Origin of the sequence: Fructilactobacillus vespulae (genome assembly GCF_047324295.1) — a bacterium.
GTDB classification, from domain to species: domain Bacteria; phylum Bacillota; class Bacilli; order Lactobacillales; family Lactobacillaceae; genus Fructilactobacillus; species Fructilactobacillus vespulae.
The window spans coordinates 178,983-192,203 of the sequence record NZ_CP137138.1; the positions used below are offsets into that span (position 1 = coordinate 178,983).

Here is a 13,221-nt window from a genome sequence, read left to right on the forward strand (position 1 = left end):
TATTTTATAAGAAGGCAGTTACTGTGGCAGCAATAACGATAAGTGCTAAACCGAATAAAGTGTATGCCATTTCTTTTGGAGTTTTTTCTTGGTGAAGCATGTAAATACCAGTAAGGGTAGCAACTACGGCACTAACTTGTGAAAGCACGAAGGCAGTTGACATACCAAGCATTGCTGGTTGAGCAGCAACTAGGTATGATAATGCGGCAATCCCGAAGAAGAAACCACCAATGATTTGTGTGTATGAAACCTTTTGGCTAAATACGTTTTCTTCCTTCATGTTTAAGATACCGTAGATCACGGCAACTAATAACATACCAAGAGTTTGTGGTAAGAATGCTTCCAAACCAGACATTGGAGCTGTTTCAGGAACAATTCCTTTAGCCCAAGTCAAGTTACCAACTTGTGGAGCAGCTGAGTATAACCAGTAACCAATCACACCAATAACTTGGAGAATAACTGTTTTACGTAAAGCTGAAGCTCCGGCAGTTTCTTTGTTTTCTGACCAAGTTGTTAAAGTAGCACCTAAAATGATAACTACTAAAGCAACAATTCCGATAATCTTGTTAACGGCACCTGGCCAACTACTTAAAGCAAATGCACCCCAAAGGGCAGTTACGATAAGTTGTAGGGCAGTAGTAATAGGCATAACTTTTGAAGAACCAACTAATTGGTAACCCTTAAAGGCCATGATTTGTCCAAATCCCCAACCACAACCAGATAAAACACCTAAGAATAGGTTAAATCCAGTAGGTAACTTAGTTCCAGTAACCACTAGAACTACTAAACCAACAATTACGGCACCCATTGTAGCACCTAAGATTTGGTTTGATGGTTTACCACCAATTTTTGATGAAACAGTTGGGAAGAATCCCCAACCAATGACTGGAATTATTCCAATTAATAATGCTAACATATTAACTTCCTCCATTACCTGAGTTAATTTATATCCATATTTTTTTAACAATCTTAGTATAACGCTTTTAAAATAATTTAGAAAGCGTTTTCATAAAATTTATTATTTTGGTTTGAAGATTTGTGCTGCGCTAACTGCTTGCTTCCAACCAGCGTATAAACGCGTTCTTTTCGCTTCATCCATTTCTGGCTTATAAATTTTACCCATCTCATGAATTTTTTTAACTTCATCTATGTCCTGCCAAAAACCAGTTGCTAAGCCAGTTAAAATGGCGGCTCCTAAGGCAGTGGTCTCTTCATCATTAGCTCGCTCAACTTCCTTAGCTAAAATATCAGCCTGAAATTGCATCAAGAAACTGTTTCGACTGGCACCACCATCGGCGCCCAACTTGGAGATGTCTAATCCAGTATCTTTCTCCATCGTTACAATGATGTCTTTAGTACTATATGCAATTGATTGTAAAGTAGCTTTAACCAAGTCATCATCGTTGGTCCCTCTGGTTAAACCAAAGATGGCCCCACGAACGCTGGAATCCCAATATGGAGCTCCTAATCCGGTAAAAGCGGGCACAAAGTAAACTTCGTCTTCATTAGTAGAACGTTTTGCGGCTAATCGTGAAGCCGGCACGCTTTTAATCAATCCTAACTGATCCTTCAACCAGGTCAAGGCACTTCCGGCGGTAAAGATTGATCCTTCTAGTGCATAAACCACTTTACCGTTTAATTTATAAGCAATGGTGGTTAATAATCCTTCATTGGAGGTCTTGGGAGTGGTTCCGGTATTCATCATAATGAAAGCCCCGTCCCCATAGGTGTTTTCCACCATTCCCGGTTCCAAGCCCATGGAACCAATTAAGGCCGCCTGTTGATCTCCGGCAATTCCTGCGATAGGAACCTGACAACCGTAGAACTGATAGTTTTCAGTAGTTCCATAAGTTTCATCAGAGGCATGAACTTCTGGCAACATTTGCTTGGGAATATTTAATAAATCTAAGATTTCTTGATCCCATTGCAAGTCATAGATGTTAAACATCATTGTTCGACTAGCATTGGAATAGTCAGTGACGTGGTATTTACCATCCGATAATTTCCAAATTAACCAACTGTCAATCGTTCCAAACAACAACTCTCCTTGTTCGGCTCGTTTTTGGGCACCATCCACGTGATCTAAAATCCAGCGAACCTTCGTTGCCGAAAAATAGGCGTTAATCACTAATCCCGTTTTATTTTTAATTAGTTCACTATAACCATGGTTTTTAAGGTCATTAGCAATGTCCACGGTTTGTTTTGACATCCAACCGATGGCGTTATGGATTGGTTTACCTGTCTGTTTATCCCAGACCACCGTGGTTTCTCGCTGATTTGTAATCCCAATTGAATTAATCATTTCGGGATGAATGCGCGCATCAATCATTGCGCTTGAAATTGCTGAGAGAACCGAACTCCAAATAGTATCGGGGTCTTGTTCTACCCACCCAGATTCATTGGCAATTTGGGGAAGTGCTTTGGTACTCTCAATCACCTTACGACCATCATGATCATAAAAAACTGCTCGAGTACTAGTTGATCCTTGGTCGATTGAAAGCACGTATTTACCCTGCTTATCTTCCACCACAATCACTCCTTTCAAGTCATAATAGCTTTAATAATAACATAAAAAAATAAGCAATTTAAAAATTGCTTATCTAATCTTTATTGATTAACGCTTAATTTGTACTCGAATATCTGCTTCCACATCAGTGGGATTTAATTCTTCTTGATAATCAAAATCAGCTTCAGTAAAGTACTTGTTCATTTCCTTATTGATTACTTCAAGTTCTCGACGGTCACCTTTTTGTTGGCTAATCAAGATGGTGTATTCCTTTGTATCTTCATCAACATTTTCAAATTCGTAAAGTACATCAACTGTATTTAAAATTTCTTGAATCATTTGGCGTTCTGACATTTCCATAACACTATCTCCTTAAAATTATTCATTTTAAGATTAGTCCTCTTCAGTTAATTTGTAAACAATCATTGCTTGCAAGTTAATTAGCGTCTCTAAGATGGTATAATTTAGGTATGATTACAAGTAAAAGGACGTGAAAAAATGCAAAACAACCGAGTGCTTAAGCTTAGTTCTGCCGATAATGTGCGTGAATTAGGTGGATATAAGACTACTGATGGTCGCCAAATTAAATGGCATAAACTACTACGTTGTGGTGCCCTTAGTTTCATCCAACAACCCGACCTACAAGTCCTGGAAGATTACGGAGTTAAATATGATGTAGATCTTCGTTCTGGTCAAGAGACTCGTCAACACCAAGATCAAGTTGAAGCAAGCAACATTAAATATATTTTTGATCCTGTGTTTAATGAAGATCGCACCGATAACTCACAAGATCCTGAAGAGTTTCATAAGATAGTAGAAACCGATCCTAACTATGCCCTTAACCATATGACTAATGTTTATCGCCAAATGATTACAAAACCGGCTTGCCGCAAGGCTTTCCATGAATTATTTGAGATTTTATTAGCCAACCAAGCAGAAAACGAATCGGTACTTTTCCACTGTACGGCTGGAAAGGACCGCACCGGCTTAGCAGCCGTATTTGTTCTTTCTGCTTTAGGAGTTGATTTAGAAACCATTAAAGCGGATTACTTAATGACCAATGAAGTGGTTAAAGCTGTGACTGAGAAAAAGGTCGCCTACGTTAAAAGAAACGGTTTTTCTGACCGTGCTGCTGAAAACATGCGCACCCTTTACAGCGTTCGAATTGAATTTTTAGAAGCTGCTTTAGCTGAAATTGATCATCACTACGGCTCCATGGATAATTTCTTAAAAGCTGGGATTGGCTTAACTGATCAAAACCTATCTGATTTAAAGGCAAATTATCTCGAATAGTTCCGAATTTTGTGGTAAGATACACTTAATCAAGGCAGTTTTATTTCTGTGATGTAAGAGAATTGGCGGTTGGTGCAAGCCATGCAGGAAATAAAATAAATTACTTTATTAACTAAATATCAAAGTGTAGATTTTTTAAAATCTAAACGTGGGTGGTACCGCGCGTAATGCGTCCCAATAGCTGAATTGCTATTGGGATTTTTTTATCATCTATTTTAGATTAGAGGAGGACAATAATGGATATTTTAGAAGACTTACAGTGGCGTGGAGCCATTAACCAACAAACTGATGCAGAAGGTTTAGCCAAGGAAATTGCGGACCACAAGATTTCCCTATACTGTGGAACTGATCCCACGGGTGACAGTATGCACATTGGTCACTTAATTCCCTTCATGATTTTGGAACGTTTCGCTCGTTTTGGTCACCATCCTTACATTCTAATTGGTGGTGCCACTGGTTCAATTGGTGATCCTAGCGGTCGTAAATCAGAACGCCAACTACAAACCATGGACCAAGTGCACCATAATGAAAAGGCGCTAACCAAACAAATGAAACAACTTTTCGGTAGAAATGCTGATATTTCCATCGTTAACAACTACGATTGGACTAAAGACGTTTCCTTGTTAGATTTCTTACGAGACTACGGAAAGTTATTTAACGTTAACACCATGTTAAACAAGGACGTGGTTGCTAGCCGTTTAGATCAAGGAATTTCCTTTACAGAATTTACTTACCAAGTGTTACAAGCCTTTGACTACTACCATCTTTTCAAAGAACACAATGTTCAACTTCAAATTGGTGGTTCTGATCAATGGGGTAACATTACTGCCGGAACTGATTTAATCCATAAATTAGCTGGCGCAGATGCCAAAGTGTTTGGTTTAACCATTCCTCTAATGGTTAAAGCTGATGGAACTAAGTTTGGTAAGACTGCCGGTGGTGCCATCTGGTTAGATCCAGAAAAAACTTCACCTTACGAGTTTTACCAATTCTGGTACAACCAAGATGACCGGGACGTCATCAAATACCTTAAATACTTCACTTTCCTTAATCAAAAGGAAATCGGTGCTTTAGAAGAACAAGTTAAAAATGAACCTTGGAAACGAGCAGCTCAAACTGCCTTAGCCGAACAAGTTACCGAATTTGTTCATGGCAAAGATGCCGTTTTAGACGCCCAAAGAATTTCAAAAATTCTATTCCAAGGTGAAGTACAAAAATTAACTACCAAAGAAGTTAGCCAAGCATTTAATAACGTTCCTACAACTGAAATTGCTAACGAACCCGTGAACATCGTCGACTTAATCATGGAAATGGAAATTGATAAGTCCAAACGGCAAGCACGTGAAGATGTCAATAATGGTGCCATCTCCGTTAACGGTGTTAAAGTAACCGACGTTGATGCGGAAATTAATCCTAACGATAATTTTGATGGTAAGTTCATTATTGTTCGTCGTGGTAAGAAGAAACATTTCCTTGCAAAAACTAAATAAAATTAAAAACTATCACAGCAATGTGATAGTTTTTTTATATTTAAAATCTTTTCAAAAAAAGTATAATAAAACTGATTATTAATATTCATTAATAAAATTTGTTTGGGGGAAATTTTTATGACGATTTCATGGATTGCAGCAATTATCGGTCTCATAATTGCCATTGGTTTAATTTTATTAAAATTAAATCCAGTTTACTCATTGTTTTTAGGTGCTATCTTAGGCTGTTTACTAGGTGGAGCTAGCTTAACTAGAACCATTACGATTCTTACTACTGGAACCCAAAGCATTATGGGGACCGCGATTAGAGTACTAGCTGCTGGAATGTTAGCTGGAGTCATGATGGAATCCGGCGCAGCCGATTCCATTGCTCACGCAATTGTTAATAAACTCGGAAATGCCCAGGCGATACTATCGTTGGCCCTTTCAACAATGATTATTACAGCAGTTGGTGTTTTCATTCCCGTAGCCGTTTTAATCGTAGCTCCAATTGCTTTGTCAGTCGGAAAGGAAGCAAAAATCAGTAAACTTTCATTACTAGTTGCTCTTTCTGGTGGCGGAAAAGCGGGAAATGTAATCTCACCTAACCCTAACACGATTGCTGCTGCCAGCGGATTTCATACCGATTTAAGTAAAGTGATGATTGCTGGATTCATCCCCGCCCTATGTGGTTTAGCAATGACTGTATTGATCGCATCAATTATTAAAAAACGTGGTGCCTTAGTTAAAGATTCTGATATCCAATCTAAAACTATTAGTGATAATCTAATTCCGTTACATAAAGCTCTTATTACACCAATTTTAGCAATTGCATTATTATTGATATCACCCGTGGGAGAAATCCTCCACGTGTCCTTTCTAACCAACTTTAAAGTCGATGCTATGTATGTTTTACCAATTGCTTCTATAATTGGTGCCCTTTTAATGGGACAAGGGAAACATATTTTAAAATATTCTAAGGAAGGATTAGATAAGGTTACCAATACCGTTATGATTTTAATTGGTGCCGGAGCGATTGCAGGATTAATCACCGCCTCTAACCTATCTAAAGCTGTTGTAAGTGGTATTTCAACAATCGGAATTTCTGGTACTTTTTTGGCCCCTATTTCCGGAATATTAATGGGTGCTGCGATTGGATCAACCTCAACTGCCGTTATTCTTGCGACTGGATCATTTGGTCCATCAATTCTTAATACGGGAATTTCTTCGGTGGGCGCTGCAGTTATGGTACAAACTGGTGCAACCGTCATTGATCAAGTACCTCAAGGAAATTATTTCCACATCACGGCCCAAAGCATGAATATGAGTATCAAGGATCGTCTAAAGGCAGTTCCTTTTGAAGCGTGTGTAGGATTAACTATGACCATCGTGGCGACAATTATGTACGGAATTTTATAAGGAGAATCGTAATTATGAGTTTAAATTTTATCTTAGCTCCGGATTCATTTAAAGAAAGCATGACTGCTAAACAAGTCTGTGATGCAATGGAATTAGGGATTAAAAAAGTTATGCCAACTGCCAGTGTTGAAAAAGTTCCGATGGCAGATGGTGGTGAAGGAACCGTGGATTCACTGGTAGATGCAACTGATGGTCACAAAGTATTTGTCAAAGTTAACGGCCCCTTGCCCAACCAAAAAGTTAATAGTTATTTTGGTATTTTAGGCGATGGTAAGACCGCTGTGATTGAAATGGCAAAGGCCAGTGGACTTGAACTAGTTCCACCTGAAAAAAGGGACCCCTTCATCACCTCTACTTTTGGAACCGGTGAACTAATTATTGCGGCTTTAAACGAGGGCGTTAAAAAAATAATCATTGGAATTGGTGGTAGTGCAACCACTGATGGTGGAATTGGAATGGCAGCAGCTTTAGGAGTTGAATTTTTTGATAAAGACCACAAAATCATTACTCCCAATGGTGCTGGTCTTAGCCAAATTCGTTCAGTTTCAACCAAAAAGATCGATCAACGAATTAAAAATACTGAAATTTTAGTTGCTAGTGATGTAACGAATCCCCTAACCGGTCCGAATGGTTCAGCAGCTGTTTTTGGTCCACAAAAAGGGGCATCTGAAGAAGGTGTACAAGAGTTAAATGACGGTTTGCTAAATTATGCAAACGTTATTAAACAAGAGTTAAACGTTGATATTAAAGATGCGCCTGGAAGTGGTGCCGCCGGTGGATTAGGTGCCGGTTTAATGATATTTACCGGTGCTTCATTAAAACCTGGGATTGAAATCGTAATTGATGCCGTTAAACTAGAAGAAAAAATCAAAAGTACCGACATCGTTTTAACTGGTGAAGGTGGAATTGATTTCCAAACTAAATTTGGAAAAACCCCCTTTGGAGTAGCACAGGTAGCCAAAAAATTTAATAAACCAGCCATTGTTGAAGCTGGTTATATTGGTAAAGGAATCGATGTTCTTTACGAAGATGGCATCACTGCTATTTTTGGTATCTTAGGTAAGGCTGATTCTTTAAGCGATGCATTACAGGATGGTCCTAAAAATATTACTAGAACTACGGAAAACATTGTTAGAACTTTGCAAATAACTAATCGATAAAAAACAAAAAATACTCTTGAAGTGAACCCCATAAATTGGAGTGAATTTCTAAGCTACTAATTGGCTGGTATGTTCCCGGTATTTTACCGGTGACATACCGGCCAATTTTGTTTTAATACGATGTTTATTGTAATAATCTACGTAATTTGTAATGGCAGATTCTAGCTCTTCGTAGTTTTGGTATTGATAATTGTGAACCGTGCCAACTTTAAGAATGTGAAAGATACTTTCAGCTACCGCATTATCTAGGCATGTGGCCTTGCGGCTCATGCTTTGGAAAACGCGAGCTTGTCGCAAAATATTCACGTACCTAAAGTTCTGATACTGAAACCCTTGATCCGAATGAATTGTCATACGGTATGGTAAGGATGAACATCTTGCCACTAATCGTTTAAGGGGTCGTGTGACAAAGTCTACCGTTGGTCTACGACCAATGTTCCATTCAAGAATTTCTCCATTATAAAGGTCCATATAAGCTGTAAAGTATGCACGTTCGTTGATCGTTTGATTACCCCAACGGACCTCCGTTACATCAGTAACGATTTTTTGAAATGGACGATTCGTTTTAAAACGACGATTTAAACGGTTATGGGTAACTGTACCTACAGTTCCTTTATAAGAGTTATACTTTTTCGTTCGTCGATTGAATGCCTGACAAAGTAGATTATTTTCACGCATAATACGAAGTACTGCCTTGTGATTAACGATGATTCCCTTATTTTTAAGCGCTAAAGTCACTGTTCGGTAACCGTAATCAGGATTTTCCAAACGAATACTTTTAATCTCATCAACTAACGTTGATGATCCTGATTGATATTTACGATGAAGTGCATCGTGGTAACTGCTGCTCGACATGTGTACTGCTTTTAAAGCTACAACTAATTTAACATTGAATTTACGCCTTAGCTCAGTTATTAGCTGGGCTTTTTCTTTGTTTGAGATTTTTTCTGTGCCAAGGCTTCGAGTTTTTCCAAGTATGCTACCCGAAATCGTAAAAGCTCGTTTTCCTCCTGAAGTTGTTTCAATGTCTTAGATTGTTTAGATTTATCTGTCATTTTTAAAGACCGTCCTTTATATGGCTTAAGACGTCCCTCAATCAGTTTTCGTTCCCAGTCCCAAACTATCATCGGTTGTTTCAATCTGAAATGGGTTGCAGTTGCTGGATATGAGGCATGATGTTCTTGTCGCCATTTGATAACTTTGATTTTAAAGGAATAGTCATAAAATGTCTTCCTCCGACAATTTTCTAATCCTTGATCGCCAAAAATTTTAAATAGATTGAGCCACTGATAAATCGTCGCAGTTCCTTTGATACCATACTTTTTCATAAGTAATAGGGACGAAGTTCCCTGTAGATATTCACTTAAAACTTGTTTCTTTATTTTAGCTGAAAACATAATAAAACCCCCTGAGTTTTGGATTTACTCCAACTCAGGGGGTTCACTTCATCTCATAAATATGAGGGTATTTTTTAATGGACTAACTTTCGTTTTCTGATACTGAGAAAAATAATAAACATTATCGATATTGATTATTAGTAGAAGGATAGCATAGTAATATTAGTAGCCAAATAGAACCTACAATTGGTAGAAAAAGAATTAGAATCCACAATCCAGAATGATATGAATCATGTAATCTTCTTATCGTTACTGATAGACCAGCTAGAAAATTAAAAACTAGAAAAGCAAATGCAAGTATACTCAATAGAGATTGAATAAATTGATTATCTAACAACGTATTAATAAACGTTCCAAAAATCATATAAATAAAAAAAATAATTGTATTGAATAAAACTGGCATCCAATATTGAGACATACTTGCCCTGCCCTCATAATCAAAGATACCATTCCAATATTCCCGGTATTCTTTCATGTTTTTCTCCTATGTATCAGCTTTTTCAGTCATTCAGTTTTGGACGTTTCTTCTAGCGATTATTTTTACACGAAATATCGATGTGCACACTATAATTGTACACCTTGATGAATTAATTAAATATATAAAAATTATTTAAATAATGATAATTAAAATGGAATAAAAAGTATTATTTTATTCATAAAACCCTCTAATATCTTAATGAGAACTATTTTCCCAATTACTAACAACCATTTCATATATTTCATCATTATCATATTTTAATGATGTGTTATTCAGATTGATCGATATTTCCCTATTTTTGGCTTTGATATTTAAAAAATCATTTTCACTAATAGCTGATAATTTAATATCAATAATTTCAGACCAAGGAATATAACGTTTAATTAACCAATATGTAGTTATTCCATTTTCATCCAACTTAATCGATTTTCTTCCAAATTTAATTAACGAAATTAGACTGAATAAGCCTAATAGTATAATCATTAGAGTGATAATCGATAGTATTATCGCAATAAAGAAAAGCTTTGTAAAAATCATTTGAACTTCAAATATAAATGTAAATAAAAATGGTGGCAGCAGAAATATTGGAACAATGATTGCAATAATATTTCTATTAATTATAATTTCTTGCATTTTAAACACCTCACGTTCATTATTAACCATTAAAAAATATATTTCAATTGCAAAATAAGGTTTGATAAAATAAATCATTAACTATTTTTTCAAATTGGTAAACTGTCAGGTTAGTGTCGGGCTCTTGTCGTTTACTTTTTTATTTATCTAATTAAAATAATATTAAACAAAAAATATAAAGGAGTAATATTATGAATAAATTAAAAGTAAAAGAACTTAGATTAGAAAATAATCTAACTCAAGAGGCACTCGCAGAAAAATCATTTTTAAACGTTAGAACCATTCAAAGAATGGAATCTGGAAATGAAGTTAACCTATCCAGTTTAAATTCGGTTGCTAATGTTTTTGGTGTTTCAGTTAATTCTTTATTTAATTATGTGGATGATGAAGACCAAGATCTTAAAATTATGGAATTTTCCAAAAAACAAATGAAACAAATAAGTAAAAAATCTACAGTTGCTAACTGCATGTTAATTTCAATATTTGCTTTTGATTTTTTAATTCTATCCATTTTAGGTATTTGGGTTAATAAACAAAATGGTAGTTTTCAAGATATTTATGGTACTTTGTGGGTATTTTTATTCTTTATAGTTACAGCAATTTCCGTTTATCTTTATCGGATTAGTTTTATGAATTACCTTGATAAAAAATATCCCCTAGCTTCCGGAAACTTTCACAAAAATAGTTTCAAAAAAAGAGAACCCATTAATAACGGCTGGGAATTCATAGCTAGATATTGGTGGCTTATTTTCCCAATTGGTGGCTTTATTCAAGCATTTATACACGGTTTCCATTAATTTGAAAGAAGGTTATTAGTTATGAATATATTAGTTATTAGCGCTTATCCTAATCAAACTGGACTTAATTATGCTATTAAAGAAAAAGTTATGAATAATTTAAATAGTAAGCATAATGTTACTGAGATAGATTTGTATAAAGAACAATTTAATCCTGTTTTATATTTTGATAAAAATCATCGAAGACGTGATTTAGCAACTGATCCTAGCACCCAAAAATATAGGGAGCTAGTTAAAACAGCTGATTTTCTAATCTTTATCTATCCTATTTGGTGGGGTGGTATGCCTGCGATTATGAAGGGTTTTATAGATAGAGTTTTTGTTAAGGGATTTGCATATAAGTACAATGGTATTTTTCCAGTAGCTCTTTTAAAGCATAAGAAAGCATGGATTATTAATACAAACGATACCCCATTTTTATATGTAAAACTTGTTCAAAAGGACTATGGGAAAGTATTAAAAAATCAGGTTTTAAAAATGTGTGGCATAAAGACAATTAAACACTCGCAACTTTATTTTGTAAGATCATCAAGCAAAGAAAAAAGAATCAATTTTTTAAATAAAATAGCTAAAATAGCCAAAAATATTTGATTATACGTAACATAATACAGCTAATTTAATCGATACAAAAAAGGAGATGAAGTGAACCCCCTGAGTTGGAGTAAATCCAAAACTCAGGGGGTTTTATTATGTTTTCAGCTAAAATAAAGAAACAAGTTTTAAGTGAATATCTACAGGGAACTTCGTCCCTATTACTTATGAAAAAGTATGGTATCAAAGGAAGTGCGACGATTTATCAGTGGCTCAATCTATTTAAAATTTTTGGCGATCAAGGATTAGAAAATTGTCGGAGGAAGACATTTTATGACTATTCCTTTAAAATCAAAGTTATCAAATGGCGACAAGAACATCATGCCTCATATCCAGCAACTGCAACCCATTTCAGATTGAAACAACCGATGATAGTTTGGGACTGGGAACGAAAACTGATTGAGGGACGTCTTAAGCCATATAAAGGACGGTCTTTAAAAATGACAGATAAATCTAAACAATCTAAGACATTGAAACAACTTCAGGAGGAAAACGAGCTTTTACGATTTCGGGTAGCATACTTGGAAAAACTCGAAGCCTTGGCACAGAAAAAATCTCAAACAAAGAAAAAGCCCAGCTAATAACTGAGCTAAGGCGTAAATTCAATGTTAAATTAGTTGTAGCTTTAAAAGCAGTACACATGTCGAGCAGCAGTTACCACGATGCACTTCATCGTAAATATCAATCAGGATCATCAACGTTAGTTGATGAGATTAAAAGTATTCGTTTGGAAAATCCTGATTACGGTTACCGAACAGTGACTTTAGCGCTTAAAAATAAGGGAATCATCGTTAATCACAAGGCAGTACTTCGTATTATGCGTGAAAATAATCTACTTTGTCAGGCATTCAATCGACGAACGAAAAAGTATAACTCTTATAAAGGAACTGTAGGTACAGTTACCCATAACCGTTTAAATCGTCGTTTTAAAACGAATCGTCCATTTCAAAAAATCGTTACTGATGTAACGGAGGTCCGTTGGGGTAATCAAACGATCAACGAACGTGCATACTTTACAGCTTATATGGACCTTTATAATGGAGAAATTCTTGAATGGAACATTGGTCGTAGACCAACGGTAGACTTTGTCACACGACCCCTTAAACGATTAGTGGCAAGATGTTCATCCTTACCATACCGTATGACAATTCATTCGGATCAAGGGTTTCAGTATCAGAACTTTAGGTACGTGAATATTTTGCGACAAGCTCGCGTTTTCCAAAGCATGAGCCGCAAGGCCACATGCCTAGATAATGCGGTAGCTGAAAGTATCTTTCACATTCTTAAAGTTGGCACGGTTCACAATTATCAATACCAAAACTACGAAGAGCTAGAATCTGCCATTACAAATTACGTAGATTATTACAATAAACATCGTATTAAAACAAAATTGGCCGGTATGTCACCGGTAAAATACCGGGAACATACCAGCCAATTAGTAGCTTAGAAATTCACTCCAATTTATGGGGTTCACTTCA

Annotated in this window: 15 protein-coding genes; 8 read left to right on the plus strand and 7 right to left on the minus strand. The window is 36.1% G+C overall.

The genetic code is table 11. The features are described from left to right. Positions 1-4 precede the first annotated feature (4 nt). The 3 genes from rbsU to R4B61_RS00990 form a co-directional block, all read right to left on the minus strand. Complete coding sequence (gene rbsU / locus R4B61_RS00980; protein ID WP_413627792.1) at positions 5-916, minus strand: ribose/proton symporter RbsU; 912 nt, start codon at positions 914-916, stop codon at positions 5-7. A gap of 102 nt (positions 917-1,018) precedes the next feature. Further along, positions 1,019-2,527, minus strand: coding sequence for a glycerol kinase GlpK (gene glpK, locus R4B61_RS00985; RefSeq protein WP_413627793.1), 1,509 nt, complete (start codon positions 2,525-2,527; stop codon positions 1,019-1,021). 87 nt (positions 2,528-2,614) lie between these two features. After that, positions 2,615-2,860, minus strand: coding sequence for a hypothetical protein (locus tag R4B61_RS00990; RefSeq protein WP_413628271.1), 246 nt, complete (start codon positions 2,858-2,860; stop codon positions 2,615-2,617). Positions 2,861-3,004: 144 nt separating this feature from the next. Between R4B61_RS00990 and R4B61_RS00995 the strand changes: the two genes are divergently transcribed. The 4 genes from R4B61_RS00995 (at position 3,005) to R4B61_RS01010 (ending at position 7,847) form a co-directional block, all read left to right on the plus strand. Next, on the plus strand, positions 3,005-3,799 hold the full coding sequence (locus R4B61_RS00995) for a tyrosine-protein phosphatase (RefSeq protein WP_413627794.1): 795 nt from the start codon (positions 3,005-3,007) through the stop codon (positions 3,797-3,799). Between the two features lie 236 nt (positions 3,800-4,035). Beyond that, complete coding sequence (tyrS, locus tag R4B61_RS01000; protein WP_413627795.1) at positions 4,036-5,289, plus strand: tyrosine--tRNA ligase; 1,254 nt, start codon at positions 4,036-4,038, stop codon at positions 5,287-5,289. Positions 5,290-5,406: 117 nt separating this feature from the next. After that, positions 5,407-6,687, plus strand: a complete 1,281-nt coding sequence (locus R4B61_RS01005; RefSeq protein ID WP_413627796.1) for a GntP family permease — start codon at positions 5,407-5,409, stop codon at positions 6,685-6,687. A 14-nt stretch (positions 6,688-6,701) separates the two neighbouring features. After that, a complete protein-coding gene (locus tag R4B61_RS01010; protein WP_413627797.1) occupies positions 6,702-7,847 on the plus strand; it encodes a glycerate kinase in 1,146 nt (381 codons plus the stop codon). A gap of 48 nt (positions 7,848-7,895) precedes the next feature. On the opposite strand, the gene R4B61_RS01015 is transcribed toward R4B61_RS01010, so the two are convergent. The 4 genes from R4B61_RS01015 to R4B61_RS01030 all read right to left on the minus strand — a co-directional run bounded on the left by R4B61_RS01015 (position 7,896) and on the right by R4B61_RS01030 (position 10,433). Next, positions 7,896-8,873 carry an IS3 family transposase gene (locus R4B61_RS01015; RefSeq protein WP_413628270.1) on the minus strand — a complete coding sequence of 326 codons (978 nt, stop codon included), beginning with the start codon at positions 8,871-8,873 and terminating at the stop codon, positions 7,896-7,898. After that, a complete protein-coding gene (locus R4B61_RS01020; RefSeq protein ID WP_413627183.1) occupies positions 8,762-9,244 on the minus strand; it encodes a helix-turn-helix domain-containing protein in 483 nt (160 codons plus the stop codon). Before R4B61_RS01020 ends, R4B61_RS01015 begins: the two co-directional genes overlap by 112 nt. Positions 9,245-9,365: 121 nt before the next feature. Beyond that, a complete protein-coding gene (locus R4B61_RS01025; protein WP_413627798.1) occupies positions 9,366-9,719 on the minus strand; it encodes a DUF805 domain-containing protein in 354 nt (117 codons plus the stop codon). 198 nt (positions 9,720-9,917) lie between these two features. Beyond that, complete coding sequence (locus R4B61_RS01030; RefSeq protein WP_413627799.1) at positions 9,918-10,433, minus strand: hypothetical protein; 516 nt, start codon at positions 10,431-10,433, stop codon at positions 9,918-9,920. A 113-nt stretch (positions 10,434-10,546) separates the two neighbouring features. Between R4B61_RS01030 and R4B61_RS01035 the strand changes: the two genes are divergently transcribed. From R4B61_RS01035 to R4B61_RS01050, 4 genes are all read left to right on the plus strand, one after another. Continuing rightward, the gene (locus R4B61_RS01035) at positions 10,547-11,152 is read left to right on the plus strand and encodes a helix-turn-helix domain-containing protein (RefSeq protein ID WP_413627800.1); all 606 of its coding nucleotides are present in this window, start codon (positions 10,547-10,549) and stop codon (positions 11,150-11,152) included. A 21-nt stretch (positions 11,153-11,173) separates the two neighbouring features. Beyond that, on the plus strand, positions 11,174-11,743 hold the full coding sequence (locus R4B61_RS01040) for an NAD(P)H-dependent oxidoreductase (RefSeq protein WP_413627801.1): 570 nt from the start codon (positions 11,174-11,176) through the stop codon (positions 11,741-11,743). A gap of 98 nt (positions 11,744-11,841) precedes the next feature. After that, positions 11,842-12,324 carry a helix-turn-helix domain-containing protein gene (locus R4B61_RS01045; protein ID WP_413627802.1) on the plus strand — a complete coding sequence of 161 codons (483 nt, stop codon included), beginning with the start codon at positions 11,842-11,844 and terminating at the stop codon, positions 12,322-12,324. Further along, positions 12,297-13,190: an IS3 family transposase gene (locus tag R4B61_RS01050; RefSeq protein WP_413628263.1), complete on the plus strand. Its 894-nt coding sequence runs from the start codon at positions 12,297-12,299 to the stop codon at positions 13,188-13,190. The genes R4B61_RS01045 and R4B61_RS01050 overlap by 28 nt, the downstream gene beginning before the upstream one ends. The last annotated feature ends 31 nt before the right edge of the window (positions 13,191-13,221 follow it).